This is a genomic window from Citrobacter sp. Cu231, assembly GCF_030332265.1.
Taxonomy (GTDB): Bacteria; Pseudomonadota; Gammaproteobacteria; order Enterobacterales; family Enterobacteriaceae; genus Citrobacter; species Citrobacter meridianamericanus.
Genome location: NZ_JAOWIE010000029.1, coordinates 214590 through 236757, shown reverse-complemented (window position 1 = coordinate 236757; position 22168 = coordinate 214590). Strand labels below are relative to the sequence as shown.

Sequence of the window (22168 nt, the reverse complement as noted above, 5' to 3'; positions counted from 1 at the left end):
CGTCGACAAAACTTTATGAATCAACGAGAGGATTCACCATGTCTGTAATTAAGATGACCGATCTGGATCTGGCTGGTAAACGCGTTTTTATCCGTGCGGACCTGAACGTACCAGTTAAAGAAGGGAAAGTAACCAGCGATGCACGTATTCGTGCTTCCCTGCCGACCATCGAACTGGCCCTGAAACAGGGTGCTAAAGTGATGGTAACTTCCCACCTGGGTCGTCCTACCGAAGGCGAGTACAACGAAGAATTCTCTCTGCTGCCGGTTGTTAACTACCTGAAAGACAAACTGTCTGCTCCGGTTCGCCTGGTAAAAGATTACCTGGACGGCGTTGAAGTCGCTGCCGGTGAACTGGTTGTTCTGGAAAACGTTCGCTTTAACAAAGGCGAGAAGAAAGACGACGAAGCACTGTCCAAAAAATATGCTGCTCTGTGCGACGTATTCGTTATGGATGCTTTCGGTACCGCTCACCGTGCGCAGGCGTCTACTCACGGTATCGGTAAATTCGCCGATGTAGCTTGTGCAGGTCCGCTGTTGGCTGCCGAGCTGGATGCACTGGGTAAAGCGCTGAAAGAACCTGCTCGTCCGATGGTTGCTATCGTTGGTGGTTCTAAAGTTTCTACCAAACTGACCGTTCTGGACTCCCTGTCAAAAATCGCTGACCAGCTGATTGTTGGCGGTGGTATCGCGAACACCTTCGTTGCTGCTCAAGGCCACAACGTGGGCAAATCTCTGTACGAAGCAGATCTCGTTGACGAAGCTAAGCGTCTGCTGACCACTTGCGACATTCCGGTTCCGACCGACGTTCGCGTAGCGACTGAATTCTCTGAAACCGCACCGGCTACTCTGAAATCCGTTAGCGACGTTAAAGAAGACGAACAGATCCTGGACATCGGCGACGCTTCTGCACAGCAGTTGGCTGACATCCTGAAGAATGCGAAAACCATTCTGTGGAACGGCCCGGTTGGCGTGTTCGAATTCCCGAACTTCCGCAAAGGTACTGAAATCGTTGCTAATGCCATCGCAGACAGCGAAGCGTTCTCTATCGCAGGCGGCGGTGACACCCTGGCAGCAATCGACCTGTTCGGCATTGCTGACAAAATCTCCTACATCTCTACTGGCGGCGGCGCATTCCTCGAATTCGTCGAAGGTAAAGTACTGCCAGCAGTAGCCATGCTCGAAGAGCGTGCTAAAAAGTAAGAATTTAATGGGCAGGGAAACCTGCCCTTATTTTAGCGCGCTTTAGGGCGCGCGCCCTTTCCAAGGCCGAAGATACAGGACTCGTAAAATGTCTAAAATTTTTGATTTCGTAAAACCAGGCGTAATCACTGGTGATGACGTACAGAAAGTTTTCCAGGTAGCTAAAGAAAACAACTTTGCTCTGCCAGCTGTTAACTGCGTGGGTACCGACTCCATCAACGCCGTTTTGGAAACTGCTGCAAAAGTTAAAGCGCCGGTAATCGTACAATTCTCCAACGGTGGTGCTTCTTTCATCGCGGGTAAAGGCGTGAAGTCCGACATTCCTCAGGGTGCTGCAATCCTGGGTGCTATCTCTGGCGCGCATCACGTTCACCAGATGGCTGAGCACTACGGTGTTCCGGTTATCCTGCACACTGACCACTGCGCGAAGAAACTGCTGCCGTGGATCGACGGTCTGCTGGACGCGGGTGAAAAACACTTCGCAGCAACCGGCAAACCGCTGTTCTCTTCTCATATGATCGACCTGTCTGAAGAGTCTCTGGAAGAGAACATCGAAATCTGCTCCAAATATCTGGCACGCATGTCCAAAATGGGCATGACTCTGGAAATCGAACTGGGTTGCACCGGTGGTGAAGAAGACGGTGTGGATAACAGCCACATGGACGCTTCTGCACTGTACACCCAGCCGGAAGACGTTGATTACGCATACACTGAGCTGAGCAAAATCAGCCCGCGTTTCACCATCGCTGCGTCCTTCGGTAACGTACACGGCGTTTACAAGCCAGGTAACGTCGTTCTGACCCCGACCATCCTGCGCGACTCTCAGGACTATGTTTCTAAGAAACATAACCTGCCGCACAACAGCCTGAACTTCGTCTTCCACGGCGGTTCCGGTTCTACTGCTCAGGAAATTAAAGACTCCGTAAGCTACGGCGTAGTGAAAATGAACATCGACACCGATACCCAATGGGCTACCTGGGAAGGCGTTCTGAACTACTACAAAGCAAACGAAGCTTACCTGCAGGGCCAGTTGGGCAACCCGAAAGGCGAAGATCAGCCGAACAAGAAATACTACGATCCGCGCGTATGGCTGCGTGCTGGTCAGGCAACCATGATCACCCGTCTGGAACAGGCTTTCAAAGAACTGAACGCGGTTGACGTTCTGTAATTCAGTCTGCTGATGACAACAAAAAGGCTTCCGCTGGGAAGCCTTTTTGTTCTTCGCGGTTTACTGTGTCACGCAAGTGCCTTTTTCTCCGGCCAGAATCTGCGGAGCATCTTTCAGAGCGCCGATAAATGCCGCGTTGCCGGTCTGTTTGACAAATTGCATCACCGCCGCCGCTTTAGGCCCCATCGCACCATCAGGTGCAGCAAATGGCGTAAGTTCCTCAACGGTAGCATGTCGTAGTGCACGTGCTTGCGGAGTTCCCCAGTTTTCATACACGGCATCGGCGTCTGTCAGGATCAGCAGATGGTCGGCGTTGATGGATTGTGCCAGAACGGCAGCAGTCAAATCCTTATCAATGACGGCTTCGGTTCCTTGGTAACCATCACCCTGTGCAATAACCGGAATGCCGCCGCCGCCACAGCAAACCACAGTATGTCCCGCATCCATCAGCGTACGGATGGCGTCGCTATCGAGAATTTTCAGCGGAGTTGGTGAGGGAACCACGCGGCGAATATATTGCCCATCGGTTTTCATCTGCCAGCCATAGCGTGCTTCCAGCTCAGCCTGTTGATCCGGTTGATACACGGGGCCAATATACTTACCGGGAGCTGAGAAGGCTTCATCCTGCGGATCCACCTCAACCCGGGTCATAAGCGTTGTGACGGGAGAGTTGCCCGCGGATGACGCCAGTTCCTGAGTAATAGCGAAACCGATCATTCCCTGGCTTTCCGCGACCAGAATATCCAGCGGCCAGGCCGGGGATTCTTTGTATGCTGCATTCTGTAGCGCCAGCAGGCCAACCTGAGGGCCGTTACCATGAACAATGACCAACTGATAGTCACGGGCTAATTCGGCTGCCATCTCAGCAAATACCTGAATGCTCCGCCGCTGGTTTTCTGCGCTCAAAATTTCTCCGCGCTGTAATAACGCATTGCCGCCAAGAGCAATGACAATTCTCTTTTTCATTGAGGACCTCATTATGCAAATTATCTCGCGGTCAAAATAGCGTTTTATTACCTTTATTATGTGATGGGAACGACAGGTCAAATATCTACAAAAATAACTCGATAATTAATTATTATTTCAGTCTTTTTATTTAAATTGATTTGAAAATGATTATTAGACTTTTTTTAATAATACTATGGTCAGTTCCCAGGAATTTATAACAATGGATTTTGTGTGACTTTGTTCAAATGAAATGCATTTTTACCCCGATAAGGTAGGCGCAGTTAAAACATCAAACCTCACGTATCGTGTCAGGTAACATGGGGTATTCAGCGGTAATTATTACCGGGAGATTGCTTATGTCTGGTTCATATGAAGTGGCTGAGGCCACAAAGAAAAAGGGAATACCGGCCTGGTGGGTCACCGTTTTCCTGTTCTGGCTCGGATGGATTTTTATGTACGCCGACCGTACGGTGCTCAATCCGGTGATGGGCGAATTAGAAAAGGAATTTGGTTTAAGCGGCACACAGTTAGGTATTCTTAATTCCGTATTCTATTTTTCTTATGCTTTGCTTCAGGTTCCAGCCGGAATTCTGGGCGATAAAATTGGTAAGAAAAAAGTACTGGTTCCAGGATTTATTCTATTTGGTGTTTTCACCGCGGTAACCGGCTGGGCGAAAAGCTGGTATACACTGCTATTTGCTCGTGTGGTAACGGGGGCTGGAGAAGGAACCTACTACGGTCCGCAATACGGTCTCTCTTCCGAGCAGATCCCGAAGAAATATCGTTCTCTTGGCAGTGCGATCATCAACAGTGGTATGGCCTTTGGTATTGCGCTGGGTTTGATGACCTCAAGCTGGCTGGTATACGACCAGGGATATTCATGGCGTATGCCGTTTTATGCGATGGCGGTTCCCTCTGTGTTGGTCGGGGTGGCAATCTGGCTATTCGTGAAAGAGAAAAAACGCACCGCTGACGTCGATGGCGCGCCAGTGAAAAAAGGTAAGTTCAGCGACCTGCTGAAAAATCGTAACTTAATTATCACTTATATAATGGTGTTCTGTAGCCTGTTCGGTTTCTTCGTTATCCTGACCTGGCTTCCCTATTATCTGCAAAATGAGCGTGGAATCGCTGGTAGCGAAACCGGATTTATCTCTTCGCTGGTGGCCTGGATTTCAATTCCTGGCGCGCTGTTATTCTCTAGCCTGTCTGACAAATTAGGCAAACGTAAGCCATTAATTATGTTCCTGGTGCCAATAGCGATTATCAGCATGCTGTCAATTATTTGGATGCCGAATATGACAGGGGTAATCATTGCGCTGTGTGTCTATGGTCTGGTGGGTAAACTGGCGCTTGATCCAGTACTGGTTGCTCTGGTTGCTGACAGCGTGGATGAAAATAACTATAGCACCGCATTTGGTTTATTTAATTTCATCGGCATGAGCTCATCTATTCTTGCCCCCATTATTGCCGGCGCGGCACGTGATATGACCGGAAGCCTGGCTTCCAGCTTTTATGTTTCAGCCACTCTGCTGGCTATCGGTTTAGTTGCAATGCTGTTTTTAAAAGAAAAACGCACATAAAGAGGTAGCGGTAATGATTTACGCCTTTATTAAAAAGGGAAGTTTTCAGGATTCCGTCAGCCTGATGATCATTTCCCGAAAACTCAGTGAACGCCCGGAAGTCGATCAGGTTTCAGTCATGATGGGAACGCCAGCCAATAAATCGATGCTGGATTCCACCGGATTCTGGCACGACGACTTTGCTGACGCCACGCCAAACGATATTTGTGTCGCGGTCCGAACCGAACGCGAAGAGCTCGGGATATTGGATTTGATCCGTGAGCAGCTGGAAAAAGAGCTGAACGCGATTACCAATGCGTCGGGGAGTTCGCATCAACTGGTTAAAGCACGTCGCTTCGAAAGTGCGTGCCAGAAATTGCCTCAGGCTAATCTGTTGCTGATATCGGTCGCTGGGGAGTATGCCGCGTCCGTTGCCAAAGAGGGATTGTTGGCGAACAAAAACGTGATGCTCTTTTCCGATAACGTACCGCTGGAGCAAGAAGTTGAGCTGAAAACCTTGGCGCGCGAGCGCGGGCTTCTCGTCATGGGGCCAGACTGCGGAACGGCGATGATAGCCGGAAGTCCATTAGCTTTCGCCAACGTACTCCCTGAAGGCGGGATTGGCGTGATTGGCGCTTCAGGCACTGGGATTCAGGAAATTACTTCGCAGATTGCACTGCACCAGCAGGGCGTTAGCCACGCCATCGGTCTGGGGGGCCGCGACCTGAGTGCTGATGTTGGCGGTATCAGCGCATTGACCGCACTGGAAATGCTGGCTACGGATGATGCCACGCGTGTGATTGCATTTGTCTCTAAACCACCGTCACCGCAGGTACGAACCCGCATTATTGCCGCGATGCAAAACGTGGGTAAACCGGTTGTCGCGCTGTTTCTGGGAAGCAAGCCTGAGCAGCGTCGCGAAGGTAACGTCTGGCTGGCGAATTCACTTTCTGATGCTGCACAACTGGCGGTATTGCTGATGCGTGTGGCGCAGCAGAGACAGGTTCAACCTGAAGTGGCAGGTAAAGGTATTTACGGCCTGTACGCCGGCGGCACGTTGGCAGCTGAAGCCGCTATGTTGCTCTCTGCCGGGCTGGGAGTACCCGTTAGCGAAAGCCACGACCAGGGCGTGATGCTTGAAGGCGGTGGTCATCGCATTGTCGACCTGGGGGACGACAGCTACACCTTGGGCAGACCGCATCCGATGATTGACCCTACGACTCGCAGCATTGAGATCGAAAAACTGGCTGCGTTGCCGGATGTGGGCGTACTGCTTCTGGATGTTGTACTGGGCTATGGCGCCTGTGCTGACCCGGCTGGAGCGGTTGTTGAGGCGGTAGAGCAGGTGCGAGCCAAACGTGCCGCCCCGCTGGTGGTGATTGCCACTCTGACCGGAACCGATGCCGATCCGCAGGGGCGCGGTGGGCAGGCGGAGATACTTCGCGAGGCTGGGATAGCGGTGGTAGAAACGCTGGAAGAGGCAGTTTTACTCGCCGTCAACCTGACACATCACCAGGAACGTAGTATCCCGGCATCCCATAGCGCACTCCTTGACGGCGTACAGGTCATTAACGCCGGATTACGCAGCTTTGCGCTGGATCTGCAAAGCAGCGGTACGCCGGTTGTGCATTATCAGTGGGCGCCTGTTGCCGGTGGCAATGCCCGTCTTGCCAGTTTACTCAAACAGTTACATTAAGTTCAGAGGTACGGATATGTATTCATCTATTGCACAGGCCAACGAAGCCATTATCGAACGAATTAAAGCAGCACGTCCTCACTGGGTTGCTGTGCGCCCAGCAAAAGAAGCAGTGGCCGAATTGTCTTCTGGACGCAAATTATTGCACGCTGGCCCGCCGATCGCCTGGGAAGAGATGACCGGCCCAATGCGCGGAGCCTGCATTGGCGCATCATTGTTTGAAGGCTGGGCGGTGACGGAAGAAGATGCCGTGCGGATGCTGGAGCAGGGTGAGATTGATTTTATCCCCTGCCATCACGTTGGTGCGGTAGGTCCGATGGGGGGAATCACCTCCGCTAATATGCCGGTGCTGGTGGTGCGTGACGTAGTGCATGGTAACCAGTCCTGCTGCAACCTCAATGAGGGTATTGGCAAAGTGATGAGATTTGGCGCCTACGGTGATGACGTGCAAAAGCGCTTGCGCTGGATGCGCGACACGCTGGCGCCAGTACTAGAGGAAGCGCTCTCGCAGATGGAAAACGGCGTCGATCTGACAGCAATGATGGCGCAGGCCATCACCATGGGCGATGAGTTCCACCAGCGTAATATTGCCGCCTCTTCTCTGTTACTGCGTACACTTTCTCCGGTGATCGCTGGTCTTGATCGTCCGAAGACGGAAATCATTGAAGTGCTGCAATTCCTGAGCGTCACTGACCAGTTCTTCCTCAACCTGGCGATGGCCTACAGTAAAGCTGTGATGGATGCCGCAGCGGAAATTAAGGCAGGCTCGGTGGTCACCGCTATGACGCGCAACGGTCGTGATTTCGGCATTCGCGTGAGCGGAACTGGCGATCGCTGGTTTACCGCGCCGGTAAATACGCCTCAGGGATTGTTTTTTACCGGCTATAGCCAGGCTGATGCGAATCCGGACATCGGCGACAGTGCCATCACTGAAACGTTGGGGATTGGCGGTGCGGCAATGATTGCGGCACCGGGCGTAACGCGCTTCGTCGGCGCGGGTGGTATGGGCGCGGCGCTGGAAACCTCAGAAGAGATGGCGGAGATCTATCTTGCCAACAACCCGCTGTTCCAGATTCCTTCATGGGATTTCAAAGGGGCATGTCTGGGGCTGGATGTTCGTCGTGTCGTAGAGACAGGAATTACGCCGCTGATTAATACCGGTATCGCGCATAAAGATGCGGGGATTGGTCAGGTTGGGGCGGGAACCGTACGCGCACCGCTTCTCTGTTTTGAAAAAGCGCTTGAAGCGCTGGCCGAACTGCATCACATCACCGCCTGATAGCGAAGGGGCGGCAAAGCCGCCCCGGAGTATTGCTTATGAAGATAATTAATGCTCTGGCCTGCGCTGGGTTTTATCGACTTCCCGATGGCGAATGGAGACGGCATAGCCGTTTTACGCAGGCGATTAACTTTTGCCGTCCTGACGGTGAGTTATTGACGCTGCTCCGTCATGGGAAAGGAATGGGGCCGACAGGCATATTGCTGAGTACCACGCAGTTTCCCCATGTGGAGCAGATTGAATGGCTAATCAAACAAGGAAATACCCTGCGAGGACAGAACATCGAAATTTGCCCGCGTCGCATACTCCAATTTCCAATGAACTCCATCGCCATTGTCCCAGTCGACCTCTCTTTGTGCGCTCACCACAGTGGCCTCTGCGGAGCGCTAAATCAACCGCTTCATACTATGCTGCACTATTCCGAGGTTGTTAAGCAGCTTGATTGTTGGTATTGCGGCATGACCCCCGACTGGAGCTGGCTGATCGGATGTGGACCTGGGCTGACGCCTAGCGGTGATGACATGCTAACTGGCATGCTGGCCGTACTGTATGCAGCAGGGTTTTCTGAGCAACTTCAGTTTTTTTTACCTCCGGCGGTTCAACTGGCAAAACTCACTACATCAGTAAGTTGCAGCTATTTGAACAGCGCCAGAGTGGGAGAGTTTTCTACATCAGTGCAGAAGGTCATACGCGGTTTACAACCGGGGCGTGAGTCTTATTTTGCAATTGCGCATCTGCTTGCTGTTGGTCATACCTCGGGAGCAGATATATTGCTAGGGATAGCAATAGCTCAACAGTGGTTACAGAGGACCGATCCAAGGAGAATGCATGCTCGATCAGGAAACAATACGCACTTTTATTTGGGTTGCAGAGACGGAGAGTTTTTCCCGCGCGGCCAACTCGCTTCATAAAACGCCAGCGGCGATTAGCTATCGTATCAAAACGCTGGAAGAGCAGGTGGGGACTCAACTCTTCATGCGCACTACGCGCACTGTCAGTCTGACATTGGCCGGACAGCATCTGCTAGAGCATTGTCGGCAGTGGCTCAACTGGCTGGATGCGATGCCGGATGAACTTCAGCAAATCAATGCGGGCGTTGAACGGCAGGTGAATATTGTTATCAATAACCTGCTGTACCAGCCGCAAACCACAGCGGATTTGCTGACCTGGCTGCATCAACAGTTCCCCTTTACCCGCTTTCAGATTTCCCGACAAGTGTATATGGGCGTTTGGGATTCACTGCTGTATGACGATTTCCAGCTAGCGATTGGTGTCACCGGTTCGGAGTCGTTGTCCAATAATATTTCTCTGTTACCACTCGGTGACATCAGCTGGCAGTTTGTGGTGGCGCAGAATCATCCTCTGGCTTGCCACCCAGCGCCTGTACTGTCAGACGATATGCTGCGTCGTTACCCGGCGATTAATATTGAAGATACCTCGCGCACGCTTACGCGCCGCGTTGCCTGGCTGCTCAGTGGCCAAAAGGAGATCAAAGTTCCGGATCTCAGCACCAAGCTGGCCTGCCATTTAAGCGGCCTCGGGGTCGGTTTCTTGCCGGAGCGGATGTGTCGTCCTTATGTTGAGTCTGGGGCATTGGTTGCACGTGAAGTAATCAATCCACGTCAGCCGTCACCGCTCTCTATCGCCTGGAAGAATGCTGGTAGTGGAAAGGTGGTCAGTGAAATTGCCGAAATCTTTAAGCAGAAAGATTCACTGGTCTGCGGGTTCTTGCGGATGATTGATCGGCCAACCGATTATTGAGTTTACGAATGCTTTTATTGGATCATGTTGAAAAATGGCATGTTCGGCCTTTTTTGTTTACCTTTAGTAAAGTGTTTTTGTGAGAACGATCTCATGACTTTTTTGACATGACCAAGGAATACTAAATGGAAGATTTGAATGTTGTCGACAGCATAAACGGTGCGGGCACCTGGCTGGTGCGGAACCAGGAACTGCTGTTGAGCTATGCCGTCAACATCGTTGCGGCTATCGCGATTGTCATTATCGGTATGATCGTGGCACGCATTGTATCAAATACCGTTAACCGCCTGATGCTGGCGCGTAAAATTGATGCCACCGTTGCCGACTTCCTTTCTGCACTGGTGCGTTACGGTATTATCGCTTTCACGCTGATTGCCGCTTTGGGCCGTGTTGGGGTGCAAACTGCCTCGGTGATCGCCGTTCTCGGTGCCGCAGGTTTAGCCGTCGGTCTGGCGTTGCAAGGTTCGCTGTCCAACCTCGCTGCAGGCGTGCTGCTGGTGATGTTCCGTCCGTTCCGTGCGGGTGAGTATGTCGATCTCGGCGGCGTAGCGGGAACCGTGCTCAACGTGCAGATTTTCTCCACCACCATGCGTACTGTTGACGGTAAGATTGTAGTGATCCCGAATGGTAAAATTATTGCCGGGAACATCATTAACTTCTCTCGCGAGCCGGTTCGTCGTAACGAATTTATTATCGGCGTGGCTTACGACTCCGATATCGATCAGGTGAAAAAAATTCTCACCGATATCATCCAGTCGGAAGATCGCATTCTTAAAGACCGTGAAATGACGGTTCGCCTGAATGAGCTGGGGGCTTCCTCAATTAACTTTGTCGTACGCGTCTGGAGCAACAGCAGCGATCTGCAAAGCGTCTACTGGGACGTGCTGGAACGCATTAAGCGCGAGTTCGATGCCAATGGTATCAGCTTCCCGTATCCGCAGATGGATGTGAATTTCAAACGCGTGAAAGAGAGCGCTGTAGAGTAATTACGCGCCCGGAGGCGCTTTCGCTTTCCGGGCCGACAAAACTTCCTTTCCATTAATTTCCCTAATCTCCGATTAAAATTATCAATTTCCGCTAATGATTTTCTCGCGCTATAGTCTGCTCCTAAGAGAAATAGTTCGGGATAATTAACGTGTTATCGTATTACTTTCAAGGGCTTGCGCTTGGTGCGGCCATGATACTTCCGCTTGGTCCGCAAAATGCTTTCGTGATGAACCAAGGGATTCGTCGCCAGTATCACATCATGATTGCTTTACTCTGCGCTATAAGCGATTTAGTGCTGATTTGTGCGGGGATCTTTGGCGGTAGCGCCTTGCTGATGCAGTCGCCGTGGCTGATGGCGCTGGTCACTTGGGGCGGTGTGGCGTTTCTGCTCTGGTATGGTTTTGGTGCGCTAAAAACGGCGATGAGCAGTAATCTGGAACTGGCCAGCGCCGAAGTAATGAAGCAGGGGCGTTGGAAAATCATCGCCACCATGCTGGCGGTGACCTGGCTCAACCCACACGTTTATCTGGATACTTTTGTGGTGCTGGGGAGTCTGGGGGGGCAACTGGACGTGGAGCCAAAGCGCTGGTTTGCGCTGGGTACCGTTAGCGCATCTTTCCTGTGGTTCTTCGGTCTGGCATTGCTGGCGGCCTGGCTGGCTCCGCGTCTGCGTACTGCTAAAGCGCAGCGCATCATCAATACGCTGGTAGGATTAGTGATGTGGTTTATCGCTTTTCAACTGGCAAAAGAAGGTGTTGCGCACGTTCATGCGTTGTTCAACTAAGTGTTGTCTGATGGACAACGCGGCGAGATCGGCTAAGCTTGCCTGCATGTGCCCTGAGTTTCGGGGTAATTAATGAAACATGGAGGAACGACCGTGAAGTTCAAAATAATGGCCCTGGCGGCATTAGTCGGATTCAGCGCACTATCGGTACAGGCAAATGAGTTGCCAAATGGACCGCACATCGTGACTTCCGGAACGGCAAGCGTGGATGCGACCCCAGACATCGCCACGCTGGCAATTGAAGTGAATGTTGCCGCCAAGGATGCGGCTTCAGCGAAGAAGCAGGCCGATGAGCGCGTGGCGCAATATCTGTCCTTCCTTGAACAGAACCAGATAGCGAAGAAAGATATTAGCGCGGCCAACCTGCGTACCCAGCCGGACTACGACTACCAGAATGGTAAAAGTATTCTCAAAGGGTATCGTGCGGTGCGTACCGTTGAAGTCACACTGCGCCAACTGGACAAGCTCAACGCTCTGCTCGATGGCGCGCTGAAAGCTGGTCTGAATGAGATCCGTTCGGTATCGCTGGGCGTTGCCCAACCGGATGCTTACAAAGATAAAGCGCGTAAAGCGGCAATTGATGATGCAATTCACCAGGCTGAACAGCTGGCTGCGGGCTTTAACAGCAAACTGGGTCCCGTTTACAGCGTACGCTACCACGTTTCCAATTATCAGCCGAGCCCAATGGTTCGGATGATGAAAGCCGATGCCGCGCCTGCTGTCTCTGCTCAGGAAACTTACGAACAGCCGGTTATTCAGTTTGACGATCAGGTTGATGTCGTCTTCCAGATTGAGCCGACGGCGGGGCAGCCAGCCTCAACGCCTGCTAAAACTCAGTAATCGTTCCAGACCCGGCTTTCCAGCCGGGTTTTTTCTGTGAGCAACTGTAAAAATGAGACTTCACATCCGGTCTTTTTTTTCGCCGTAATGAGGATAGGCCATAGCGATTTTTAAGGGGATGCTATGGATATTTTTATCTCAAAAAAGATGCGTAATTTCATTCTGCTGGCGCAAACCAATAACATCGCCAGAGCGGCAGAAAAAATACATATGACCGCATCACCTTTCGGTAAAAGCATTGCCGCACTGGAAGATCAAATCGGCTATACGCTGTTTACCCGCAAAGACAACAACATCAGCCTGAATAAAGCCGGACAGGAGCTGTATCAGAAGCTGTTTCCCGTTTATCAGCGCCTTTCTGCCATTGATAACGAAATCCATAACGCTTCTCGCCGCTCGCGGGAAATCGTCATCGGCATCGACAATACCTACCCGACGATTATTTTTGACCAGTTGATCAGCCTTGGCGATAAGTATGATGGCGTGACGGCCCAGGCCGTTGAATTCAGCGAGAATGGGGTAATTGATAACCTGTTCGACCGTAAACTGGATTTTATTATCTCACCGCAGCATGTTTCTCCGCGCGTGCAGGAGCTGGAAAATCTGGCGATCAGCGAACTGTCTCCGCTGCGTCTGGGGTTCCTCGTTTCCCGGCGCTACGAAGAAAAACAGCCGCAGGACCTACTTCGCGAGCTTCCCTGGCTGCAAATGCGCTTCCAGAATCGCGCCAACTTTGAGGCGATGCTGGATGCTTACATGCGACCCTGTGGGATCAACCCGACGATTATCTACCGTCCGTACAGCTTCATGGCCAAGATTAGCGCGGTGGAGCGTGGGCAGTTTTTGACGGTGATCCCGCATTTCGCCTGGCGCCTGGTGAACCCGTCTACGCTGAAATATTTCGATGCGCCAGGTAACCCAATGTACATGCAGGAGTTTCTTTATTCGCTGAAAAATCATCGCTATACCGCCACCATGCTCCAGCATATTGCTGAAGATCGTGACGGTACGGCAAGCTAACCGAGCATTGAGCCTGTTTCCAGAAGGTTGCGATGCAGATCGAACGCATGGCTGAGATCGTGATGGATATGCCCGCCGGGCGCTTTTTCCAGATAGCGGTGCAAATAATCTCTGTAAAGCGGATGCGCACAGTTATCAATAATCGTGTGCGCCCGCTGCATCGGAGATAACCCGCGCAGATCGGCAATCCCTTGTTCGGTCACAATCACCTTAACGCTATGTTCGCTGTGGTCGACATGACTACACATCGGTACGATGGTTGAGATTTTCCCACCCTTGGCAATCGACGGCGCCATAAAGATAGAAAGGTAGGCGTTGCGCTCGAAATCCCCGCTACCACCGATGCCGTTCATCAGGTTCACGCCCGCAACGTGCGTGGAATTGGCATGGCCGTAGATATCAAACTCCAGGCCAACGTTGAGCGCAATGACCCCCAGTCGACGAATGATTTCCGGGTTATTGGAAATCTCCTGCGGGCGCAGCACAATTCGGCTGGCGAAGAAGTCCATGTTGTCGTAAATCTTCTGTAGCGACGGGGCTGAAATGGTCAGACTGGAAGCGCTGGCGCCGGTTATCTTGCCTGTTTCCAGCAGATGTACCACCGACTCCTGCAACACCTCCGAATACATCATAAAGGGCGGGATATCCGGATTCTCCCCCAGTCGCGCCATCACCGCGTTGTTGATATTACCCACGCCGCTTTGTAAGGGCAGAAACTCAGCTGGAATGCGTTTGTGCGCCATTTCTGCCAACAGAAAAGTGACCACGTTATCGGCAATTTGTTGGCTGACCGGATTGGTTTTATCTGACGCTTTTCCGGCATCGGGCAGTTCGGTATCCACCACCGCAACCACTTTCCTGGGGTCTATCTGCACGCACTGGCTACCCACGCGATCCATGGTATGAAAAATGGGCACGCTGTTACGCCGCGGCGGTGCGCCGGGTATTACGATGTCGGCAAACTCTGCCACGCGCGGATTATGGTAATGATTCAGCTCGATAATCACCTTTTTGGCCTGCAGAAGCCACGTGGGCGCGTTACCAATACCGCTGGAAAGCCAAATCCGGCCGTCTGGCGCAATAGCGGAGGCTTCAATAACGGCAACGTCGATCTCGCCAAAAAAGCCGTAATTAACCATCTGTGCGACCTCGCTCAAATGGAGATCGACAAACCTCACCTGGCCCTGGTTAATTTTCTCTCGCAGGCCAGAGGATGTTTGATAAGGCGCACGCCAGGAAACGGCATCCGCCGCAGACAGGGCATCATCAGCAGCGGCACCAATTGATGCTCCGGTCAGCAGGCGGATCTGAAAAGGCTGCCCGGTCTGATGTTGCTCACAGGCGCGTTGGGCAATTGCGGTGGGTAACGCTTTTGGCGAACCCGCGGGGGTAAAGCCGCTGAACGCCACCATATCATCGTGCTGGATAATTTCTGCCGCTTGTTCTGCGCTCATCCGTTTCATGGCCGTCTCCTTCCTCGGACGTGATTAATGGCCGACAAAATTAGGTTTACGTTTTTCCATAAACGCGTTCATCCCTTCCTGATAATCCTCGCTGTCGTACACCGCGCGGCGCATGCCCTGAATACGCTCAAATTCGTCTGAGTTCATGGTGTGCGCTTCCCCCAGCACGCGCAGTTCTTCTTTGATGACGGCGATTGCCAGCGGCGCTTTTTCCGAGATGTGGTGCGCCATTTGCAGGGTGAAATCTTCCAGTTCCTCGGCGGGAACAACATGGTTGAGGATCCCGACCGCCATGGCGCGTTGAGCGGTGATGGGCGAAGCGGTAAAAATCAGCTCTTTAACGATGTGAAAACCGGCGTCGCGCGTCAGGTTGTGAATGCCTACCAGGTTATACGGCACACCGAGGTTGACCGGAGTCATCGAGAAGGTGGAGGTTTCAGCAGCGATGATCAGATCGGAACTCATGATCATTTCAAACGCGCCGCCCCAGACGCTGCCTTCGACCATAGAGATCACCGGCTTCGGATATTTTTGGATCATGCGGGTGATCTGACGCAACGGATCATCATAAGACAGCGGATCGCGACGTCCGGTGGGGAGTTCATGAATATCATGTCCGGCAGAGAACACCTTAGCCCCGCTCGGTGCGCGCAGAATGATGCAGCGAATTTCCGCACGATTGAGGTCGCTCAGCGCCTGCATCAGATCGTCAATAAACACTTTGCTCAGTGCATTGAGCTTGCGGGCGTAGTTGAACTCAATAACCGCGACTTTCTGGATGATGACCACGTTGACGTATTGATAAGACATAATGTTCTCTTTAGTGAAAGTAATGATGCTGGATAAATTCGCTGATATGCCGCAGACCGGTGCGCGGCGACAGATCGTTATTTTTGACGGCCTGTAGCGTCTGCTGGAAATAGCGGTCAAAATCAGTACGGGCAAACAGCAGATGCAGTGCTTCTTCTTCAGCCTGATGGTGTAACCAGTCCACCGCCTGCTGCTGGCGGACTTTTTCCAGTCGACCGCTGGCGGTAATGCATGTTTTAAAGTCGGTTATCGCCTGCCAGACCTCCTCAATACCGCGTTTTTCCAGGGCGCTACAGGTCAGAACCTGTGGCCGCCACTCGTCATATTTGCGGCGCAGAATATGCAGGGCGGATTCGTACATATGACGGGCGATGGCAACGCTGGTACGGTTATCACCGTCGTCTTTGTTGATGACAATCAGATCCGCCATTTCCATCAGGCCTTTTTTGATGCCCTGCAAATCGTCTCCACCGCCGGCAATTTGCAGTGAGATAAAGCAATCCACCATGCCTGCGACTTCGGTTTCTGACTGCCCAACGCCGACGGTTTCCACAATCACCACGTCGAAGCCAGCCGCTTCGCACAGCAGCATTAATTCACGGGCACGCTGGCTGGCGCCACCTAAATGCCCGCTGGACGGAACCGGGCGAATAAACGCAGATTCTGCGCGGGCCAGTTCCGTCATGCGGGTTTTATCACCGAGAATACTGCCGCCGCTGACCGGGCTACTGGGATCCACGGCGATCACCGCCACGCGTAACCCCCGGCGAATTAATAGCATACCGAAGGCTTCCAGAAAGGTACTTTTACCCGCACCCGGCGTGCCGGTGATCCCTAAGCGCAGGGCGTTACCGGTGAACGGCATAATCGCATCCAGCAATTGCGTACTCAGCGGTTGGTGGCGCGGGTGACTACTTTCGACCAGCGTCATTGCCTGGGCGAGCGTAGCCCGTTCGCCAAGTCGCAAGCGGCGGACGGTATCCTCAAGCGTGGCGGCGTTAATCATGATGCTGACTGATTCGGGTTAACACATCACGAACGCTGTCGAGCATTGGTGTGCCGGGGCCATAAATTTCGGCCACGCCATGCTCGTGCAGGAAAGCGTAATCCTGTGGTGGAATTACCCCTCCGGCGACGACGCATATATCCTCGCGTCCCCAACCTTTGAGCGCGGTGACCAGTTCCGGGATTAATGTTTTATGACCCGCCGCCAGCGATGAGGCGCCAACTACATGTACATCGTTTTCTACCGCCAGGCGGGCGATCTCTTCTGGTGTGGAGAACATCGGGCTGAGATCGACATCGAAGCCGAGATCGGAGTAGGCGCTGGCGATCACTTTCGCGCCGCGATCGTGACCATCTTGCCCCATCTTGGCGATCAGAATGCGCGGGCGGCGGCCATTTTCTGCGAGAAACCGTTCTGTTTGCGCAACAATGGCATCGAACTCATCGGCGGATTTGTCGGACTGGTGGTAGCTTTGCGCAATCACTCCAGTGACGCACTGGCTGGGAACCAGATATCGGTCAAAGGCGGCTTCCAGCGCGTCGGAGATTTCACCGAGCGTGGCGCGAACGCGGGCGGCGTTGACGGCGGCTGCCAGCAGGTTTTCATTATGCTGCGCGGCGTGGGTTAGCGCGGACAGTGCGGCGTTAACGGCATTATTGTCGCGGGTAGCGCGGATATGCTGCAGCGAGGCAATTTGCTCGTTGCGCACCTTCACGTTGTCGATCTCCAGCACCGACGTCTCGTCTTCTTTATCCAGTTTGTACTTATTCACCCCGACGATGACGCGCTTACCCTGGTCGATCAGCGACTGTTCACGTGCGGAGGCTTCTTCGATCATCCGTTTAGGCAATCCGGCTTCGATCGCCTTCGCCATGCCGCCAGCCTCATCTATCTGCCTGATGATCGTGCGCGCTTGCTTCACGATTTGGTCGGTCAGAGATTCGACGTAATACGATCCGGCCAGTGGATCAACAGTGCGGCAGATCTCTGACTCTTCCTGAATGATGATCTGCGTATTACGCGCAATACGGGCGGAGAAATCGGTGGGCAGACCGAGCGCTTCATCAAAGGCGTTGGTATGCAGGGACTGAGTACCGCCAAGCGTGGCGCCGAGCGCTTCAATGGTGGTTCGCACCACGTTGTTGTAGGGGTCCTGCTCAGTCAGGCTCCAGCCGGACGTCTGGCAGTGGGTACGCAGAGCGAGAGATTTCGGGTTAGTGGCACCAAAACTGCTGACCGCTTCGCTCCACAAATATCGCGCCGCGCGCAGCATGGCGACGTTCATAAACAGATCCATACCGATGCCGAAGAAAAACGACAGACGCGGTGCGAAGTCATCAATTTTCAGCCCGGCGGAAAGTGCGGCCTTGATGTATTCAATACCGTCAGCCAGTGTAAACGCCACTTGCTGTACGCAGTTTGCCCCGGCTTCGCCCATGTGATAACCGCTGATGCTGATGGTGTTATAGCGCGGCATATTGCTGGAACACCAGGCGATGATGTCGGCGATAATGCGCATGGAGGGCTTTGGCGGATAAATATAGGTGTTGCGGCACAAGTACTCTTTCAGAATATCGTTCTGAATGGTCCCGGTGAGCTGTTCCGGCGTTACACCTTGTTCTTCAGCAGCGACGATATAAAACGCCAGCACCGGCAGCACAGCGCCGTTCATGGTCATTGATACCGACATCTTATCCAGCGGGATCTGGTCGAACAGTACCTTCATATCCTCGACGGTATCGATCGCCACACCCGCTTTGCCGACGTCACCCGCCACGCGCGGGTTGTCTGAGTCATAACCACGATGGGTGGCAAGGTCAAAGGCGACGGAAAGCCCTTTCTGCCCGGCGGCGAGGTTGCGGCGGTAAAAAGCGTTGGATTCTTTGGCGGTAGAGAAACCGGCGTATTGGCGAATGGTCCACGGCTGCGCTGTATACATGGTGGCGCGTGGACCGCGCACGTAAGGCGGCAGACCGGGGAGGGTGCCTGTTACTTCCAGATTATCGAGGTCCGCTTCGGTGTACAGCGGCTTGATGGCAATCCCTTCCGCCGTCTGTTTTTCCAGGGACTCAACGGTTTTTTCCCGTCGACTGAGTTCTTTGTTGGCGAGTGTTTGCCACTCCTGCACGTTTGCCATTTTCTGCTCCGTATTACGCAATAAGTTGAATCTTTGCGAATACGGTGTGCTTTTTCATTTGGCTTGTCGCCAGCAAAAAATAGCCAACAGGGCGTCGTTTTTTGCCGCGTGGAATATTTTATTTTGTGATGTATTTCAAAGAAGTGGCCGGAATAGCATGAATAGAGGGTAAAGGCTTGTGGGCCGGATAAGGCGTTACGCCGCCATCCGGCACTCTGGCGCAATAAACGGTTTAATCCTGACGCAACACCTTGTGCCCGTATTCCAGCAGCGCGTCGGTAACGTTGCGCATCATGCGGCTTTCCGGTGCAAAACGGTGCCAGTACAGCATCCGACGCTGGAACAGACCTGGCGTTAAGTCGATCAGCTCGCCGCTTTCCAGCTCTTTCTCAATCTGTAAGTGCGGGATCATGCAGCAGGTGGTGCCCTGACGCGCCAACTGCACGAAGGCTTCAGACGAGTTAACGATGTGGCACGGCACGCTTCCCGGCGGCAGGTCGAAGTTTTGTTGCAAGAACGCCTGGTGCATATCATCAAGATGGTCAAACGCTACCGCCGGGGCTTTCAGCAGGGCGGAGCGGGTGACGCCGTTAGGGAAATAACGCTCGGCGAAAGGTTTGGAGCCAACAAACAGGTAGTCCAGCGCGCCAAGTTTATCCACCAGACAGCTTGGCAGTGCCTGATGTTGGATACTCACCGCACCGACCACTTCACCGCGACGCAGACGTTCCTGGGTGCGCGTTTCATCCTCAACTTGCAGGTTCAGGCGAATCGGTGAATTGGCCAGTACCGGGGCTAACGCCGGAAGTAACCAGGTCGCCAGACTGTCGGCGTTCACCGCCAGCGAGAGCAGCAGCGGCGTCGAGCCGGTTTGTTCATCGCCCAACCACTCGTCTTCCAGCAGTTCAACCTGACGCAAAAGCGCCAGCAGTTTCTGCCCCTGTTCGGTAGGGCGTGGTGGTACGGTACGCACCAGCAGCGGTTGTCCGAACATATTTTCAAGCTGTTTTATGCGTTGTGAAACTGCGGATTGCGTAATGCACAGCTTTTGCGCCGCGCGCTCAAATCCCCGTTCACGAATAACCGCATCCAGTGCTTGTAGTGTTCTGTAGTCCGGACGTTTCATTGCTTTGACGCACTCCTGAAATTTTTGCTTGTTCTGCACTATGACACAAATTTAGGTTGGGTAAAGACGAAATCCGCCGCTTGGGAGCGGGTGTGGGGACATTTTTCTGCACAATGTTCTATAATGCGCGTGAATTTTCCCACCATATTCACACCACAGGCGAAACGATCATGACGCAGGATGAACTGAAAAAAGCAGTAGGATGGGCGGCACTTCAGTATGTACAGCCCGGTACCATTGTGGGCGTAGGTACAGGTTCAACAGCCGCACACTTTATTGATGCGCTGGGCACAATGAAAGGTCAGATTGAAGGCGCGGTGTCCAGTTCGGATGCCTCGACCGAAAAACTCAAAAGCCTTGGCATCCACGTGTTCGATCTTAACGAAGTGGACAGCCTTGGCGTATACGTCGACGGCGCGGATGAAATCAACGGCCACATGCAGATGATTAAAGGCGGCGGCGCAGCGCTGACCCGTGAAAAAATCATTGCTTCGGTGGCGAAGAAATTTATCTGCATTGCGGATGCGTCCAAAGAAGTCGATATTCTTGGTAACTTCCCACTGCCGGTTGAAGTGATCCCAATGGCGCGCAGCGCAGTGGCTCGCCAGTTGGTGAAGCTGGGCGGTCGTCCTGAATATCGTCAGGGCGTGGTGACGGACAACGGCAACGTAATCCTCGATGTGCACGGTCTGGAAATCCTCGACGCCATCGCGCTGGAAAACGCCATCAATGCGATTCCAGGTGTGGTAACCGTAGGCCTGTTTGCCAACCGTGGTGCGGATGTTGCGCTGATCGGCACGCCAGACGGCGTGAAAACTATCGTAAAATGATCTGACGGGAGCGTCTTCTCCGGTTAAAAAAATTTTGGCAGGGCAAATTTGGTGACTTGTGTCACGTTTATAATATTGTCCTGCCGATCTCTCCAAAGAAAAAGTTATCGCCAGTATATTCCTCTGACAATCCCCTTTGAATGACATTTCCTCAGCACGGCGACGCAAACGTTCATATTGCCGCAATATTATTTTTTGATATGTTGAAGAGGAGGATGAAAATCCCACACACAACACATTAGTTTGAACAAAAAAGACAGGGTCGGGGAAATGGCAAAGGTATCACTGGAGAAAGAGAAGATTAAATTTCTGCTGGTTGAAGGCGTGCATCAAAAAGCGCTCGAAAGCCTTCGTGCAGCAGGTTATACCAACATCGAGTTTCACAAAGGTGCTCTGGACACTGAACAACTCAAAGAGTCCATCCGTGATGCCCACTTCATTGGCCTGCGATCCCGTACCCATCTGACTGAAGATGTGATTGCCGCCGCAGAGAAACTGGTTGCGATTGGCTGCTTCTGCATCGGCACCAACCAGGTGGATCTGACTGCTGCGGCAAAGCGCGGGATCCCTGTGTTTAACGCGCCATTCTCTAACACGCGTTCCGTTGCTGAACTGGTGATTGGCGAACTGCTACTACTGCTACGCGGCGTACCCGAAGCGAACGCCAAAGCACATCGCGGCGTGTGGAATAAACTGGCTACCGGTTCTTTTGAAGCGCGTGGCAAAAAACTGGGGATCATCGGCTATGGCCACATTGGCACTCAGTTGGGCATTCTGGCGGAATCGCTGGGGATGCATGTTTACTTCTATGATATTGAAAATAAACTGCCGTTAGGTAATGCCACGCAGGTCCAGCATCTTTCCGATCTGCTCAATATGAGCGATGTGGTGAGTTTGCACGTGCCGGAAAATGCATCCACCAAAAACTTGATGGGCGCGCATGAGATTTCACTGATGAAACCGGGCGCGCTACTGATTAACGCCGCGCGTGGGACGGTGGTTGATATTCCTGCGCTGTGTGACGCGCTAGCGACCAAGCATCTGGCGGGGGCGGCAATCGACGTATTCCCAACCGAACCGGCAACCAACAGCGATCCTTTCACTTCGCCGCTGTGTGATTTCGACAACGTGATCCTGACGCCGCACATTGGTGGTTCAACGTTAGAAGCACAGGAAAATATCGGTCTGGAAGTAGCTGGTAAGTTGACCAAGTATTCCGACAACGGTTCTACGCTGTCTGCGGTTAACTTCCCGGAAGTATCGCTGCCGCTGCACGGTGGCCGTCGTCTGATGCACATTCACGAAAATCGTCCCGGCGTACTGACGGCGCTGAACCAGATTTTTGCCGAGCAGGGCGTCAACATTGCCGCGCAGTATCTGCAGACTTCCGCGCAGGTAGGTTACGTTGTTATCGATATTGAAGCGGATGAAGATGTGGCGGAGAAAGCGCTGCAGGCGATGAAATCTCTTCCGGGAACCATTCGCGCTCGTCTGCTGTACTGATTTCCTTTTAACGGGCAGGCTGCTGGCCTGCCCGGCATGTTCCCGGTTT

The 22168-nt window shown here is 52.8% G+C and carries 19 protein-coding genes; 13 read left to right on the top strand and 6 right to left on the bottom strand.

From position 1 onward, the window contains the following. Positions 1-38: 38 nt before the first annotated feature. Complete coding sequence (gene pgk / locus OGY15_RS04145) at positions 39-1202, top strand: phosphoglycerate kinase (RefSeq protein WP_003027032.1); 1164 nt, start codon at positions 39-41, stop codon at positions 1200-1202. 88 nt (positions 1203-1290) lie between these two features. Next, positions 1291-2370 carry a class II fructose-bisphosphate aldolase gene (fbaA, locus tag OGY15_RS04140; RefSeq protein WP_151218337.1) on the top strand — a complete coding sequence of 360 codons (1080 nt, stop codon included), beginning with the start codon at positions 1291-1293 and terminating at the stop codon, positions 2368-2370. A gap of 60 nt (positions 2371-2430) precedes the next feature. On the opposite strand, the gene OGY15_RS04135 is transcribed toward fbaA, so the two are convergent. Beyond that, the gene (locus OGY15_RS04135) at positions 2431-3336 is read right to left on the bottom strand and encodes a carbamate kinase (RefSeq protein ID WP_151218336.1); all 906 of its coding nucleotides are present in this window, start codon (positions 3334-3336) and stop codon (positions 2431-2433) included. A gap of 338 nt (positions 3337-3674) precedes the next feature. On the opposite strand from OGY15_RS04135, the gene OGY15_RS04130 reads away from it, so the two are divergent. The 9 genes from OGY15_RS04130 to srsR all read left to right on the top strand — a co-directional run bounded on the left by OGY15_RS04130 (position 3675) and on the right by srsR (position 13244). Next, complete coding sequence (locus tag OGY15_RS04130; RefSeq protein WP_151218335.1) at positions 3675-4898, top strand: MFS transporter; 1224 nt, start codon at positions 3675-3677, stop codon at positions 4896-4898. A 13-nt stretch (positions 4899-4911) separates the two neighbouring features. Beyond that, the gene (locus OGY15_RS04125; RefSeq protein WP_187258977.1) at positions 4912-6573 is read left to right on the top strand and encodes an acyl-CoA synthetase FdrA; all 1662 of its coding nucleotides are present in this window, start codon (positions 4912-4914) and stop codon (positions 6571-6573) included. A 16-nt stretch (positions 6574-6589) separates the two neighbouring features. Then, a complete protein-coding gene (locus OGY15_RS04120) occupies positions 6590-7852 on the top strand; it encodes a YlbE family protein (protein ID WP_151218333.1) in 1263 nt (420 codons plus the stop codon). A 38-nt stretch (positions 7853-7890) separates the two neighbouring features. Then, positions 7891-8763, top strand: a complete 873-nt coding sequence (locus tag OGY15_RS04115) for an oxamate carbamoyltransferase subunit AllH family protein (RefSeq protein WP_187258976.1) — start codon at positions 7891-7893, stop codon at positions 8761-8763. Continuing rightward, on the top strand, positions 8681-9613 hold the full coding sequence (allS, locus tag OGY15_RS04110) for an HTH-type transcriptional activator AllS (protein ID WP_151218332.1): 933 nt from the start codon (positions 8681-8683) through the stop codon (positions 9611-9613). Before OGY15_RS04115 ends, allS begins: the two co-directional genes overlap by 83 nt. Before the next feature lie 125 nt (positions 9614-9738). Continuing rightward, complete coding sequence (locus OGY15_RS04105) at positions 9739-10599, top strand: small-conductance mechanosensitive channel MscS (protein WP_151218331.1); 861 nt, start codon at positions 9739-9741, stop codon at positions 10597-10599. A gap of 149 nt (positions 10600-10748) precedes the next feature. Beyond that, complete coding sequence (gene argO, locus OGY15_RS04100) at positions 10749-11384, top strand: arginine exporter ArgO (RefSeq protein ID WP_003027005.1); 636 nt, start codon at positions 10749-10751, stop codon at positions 11382-11384. Between the two features lie 93 nt (positions 11385-11477). Continuing rightward, positions 11478-12224, top strand: a complete 747-nt coding sequence (locus OGY15_RS04095) for an oxidative stress defense protein (protein ID WP_151218330.1) — start codon at positions 11478-11480, stop codon at positions 12222-12224. Positions 12225-12347: 123 nt separating this feature from the next. Next, positions 12348-13244, top strand: coding sequence for a LysR family transcriptional regulator SrsR (srsR, locus tag OGY15_RS04090; RefSeq protein WP_151218329.1), 897 nt, complete (start codon positions 12348-12350; stop codon positions 13242-13244). Here srsR and scpC read toward each other — a convergent pair. The 5 genes from scpC to argP all read right to left on the bottom strand — a co-directional run bounded on the left by scpC (position 13241) and on the right by argP (position 19786). Continuing rightward, positions 13241-14707: a succinyl-CoA:acetate CoA-transferase ScpC gene (scpC, locus tag OGY15_RS04085; RefSeq protein WP_187253176.1), complete on the bottom strand. Its 1467-nt coding sequence runs from the start codon at positions 14705-14707 to the stop codon at positions 13241-13243. The genes srsR and scpC overlap by 4 nt on opposite strands. 24 nt (positions 14708-14731) lie before the next feature. After that, entirely contained in the window at positions 14732-15517 is a 786-nt protein-coding gene (scpB, locus tag OGY15_RS04080) for a methylmalonyl-CoA decarboxylase (RefSeq protein ID WP_005123332.1), read from the bottom strand. A 10-nt stretch (positions 15518-15527) separates the two neighbouring features. Beyond that, complete coding sequence (gene meaB, locus OGY15_RS04075; protein ID WP_151218328.1) at positions 15528-16523, bottom strand: methylmalonyl Co-A mutase-associated GTPase MeaB; 996 nt, start codon at positions 16521-16523, stop codon at positions 15528-15530. After that, positions 16516-18660: a methylmalonyl-CoA mutase gene (gene scpA, locus OGY15_RS04070; RefSeq protein WP_286538426.1), complete on the bottom strand. Its 2145-nt coding sequence runs from the start codon at positions 18658-18660 to the stop codon at positions 16516-16518. The genes meaB and scpA overlap by 8 nt, the downstream gene beginning before the upstream one ends. 232 nt (positions 18661-18892) lie before the next feature. Next, on the bottom strand, positions 18893-19786 hold the full coding sequence (argP, locus tag OGY15_RS04065; protein WP_003026988.1) for a DNA-binding transcriptional regulator ArgP: 894 nt from the start codon (positions 19784-19786) through the stop codon (positions 18893-18895). 170 nt (positions 19787-19956) lie between these two features. On the opposite strand from argP, the gene rpiA reads away from it, so the two are divergent. Both rpiA and serA read left to right on the top strand, forming a co-directional pair. Further along, positions 19957-20616, top strand: a complete 660-nt coding sequence (rpiA, locus tag OGY15_RS04060) for a ribose-5-phosphate isomerase RpiA (RefSeq protein ID WP_016154364.1) — start codon at positions 19957-19959, stop codon at positions 20614-20616. A gap of 270 nt (positions 20617-20886) precedes the next feature. After that, positions 20887-22119: a phosphoglycerate dehydrogenase gene (gene serA / locus OGY15_RS04055; protein WP_151224307.1), complete on the top strand. Its 1233-nt coding sequence runs from the start codon at positions 20887-20889 to the stop codon at positions 22117-22119. Positions 22120-22168 lie beyond the last annotated feature (49 nt).

Excerpts from the sequence above, each read along its gene's own strand:
- pgk (WP_003027032.1), top strand. The coding sequence starts at position 39 with ATGTCTGTAATTAAGATGACCGATCTGGATCTGGCTGGTAAACGCGTT.
- fbaA (WP_151218337.1), top strand. The coding sequence starts at position 1,291 with ATGTCTAAAATTTTTGATTTCGTAAAACCAGGCGTAATCACTGGTGAT.
- OGY15_RS04135 (WP_151218336.1), bottom strand. The coding sequence starts at position 3,336 with ATGAAAAAGAGAATTGTCATTGCTCTTGGCGGCAATGCGTTATTACAG.
- OGY15_RS04130 (WP_151218335.1), top strand. The coding sequence starts at position 3,675 with ATGTCTGGTTCATATGAAGTGGCTGAGGCCACAAAGAAAAAGGGAATA.
- OGY15_RS04125 (WP_187258977.1), top strand. The coding sequence starts at position 4,912 with ATGATTTACGCCTTTATTAAAAAGGGAAGTTTTCAGGATTCCGTCAGC.
- OGY15_RS04120 (WP_151218333.1), top strand. The coding sequence starts at position 6,590 with ATGTATTCATCTATTGCACAGGCCAACGAAGCCATTATCGAACGAATT.
- OGY15_RS04115 (WP_187258976.1), top strand. The coding sequence starts at position 7,891 with ATGAAGATAATTAATGCTCTGGCCTGCGCTGGGTTTTATCGACTTCCC.
- allS (WP_151218332.1), top strand. The coding sequence starts at position 8,681 with ATGCTCGATCAGGAAACAATACGCACTTTTATTTGGGTTGCAGAGACG.
- OGY15_RS04105 (WP_151218331.1), top strand. The coding sequence starts at position 9,739 with ATGGAAGATTTGAATGTTGTCGACAGCATAAACGGTGCGGGCACCTGG.
- srsR (WP_151218329.1), top strand. The coding sequence starts at position 12,348 with ATGGATATTTTTATCTCAAAAAAGATGCGTAATTTCATTCTGCTGGCG.
- scpC (WP_187253176.1), bottom strand. The coding sequence starts at position 14,707 with ATGAAACGGATGAGCGCAGAACAAGCGGCAGAAATTATCCAGCACGAT.
- scpB (WP_005123332.1), bottom strand. The coding sequence starts at position 15,517 with ATGTCTTATCAATACGTCAACGTGGTCATCATCCAGAAAGTCGCGGTT.
- meaB (WP_151218328.1), bottom strand. The coding sequence starts at position 16,523 with ATGATTAACGCCGCCACGCTTGAGGATACCGTCCGCCGCTTGCGACTT.
- scpA (WP_286538426.1), bottom strand. The coding sequence starts at position 18,660 with ATGGCAAACGTGCAGGAGTGGCAAACACTCGCCAACAAAGAACTCAGT.
- argP (WP_003026988.1), bottom strand. The coding sequence starts at position 19,786 with ATGAAACGTCCGGACTACAGAACACTACAAGCACTGGATGCGGTTATT.
- rpiA (WP_016154364.1), top strand. The coding sequence starts at position 19,957 with ATGACGCAGGATGAACTGAAAAAAGCAGTAGGATGGGCGGCACTTCAG.
- serA (WP_151224307.1), top strand. The coding sequence starts at position 20,887 with ATGGCAAAGGTATCACTGGAGAAAGAGAAGATTAAATTTCTGCTGGTT.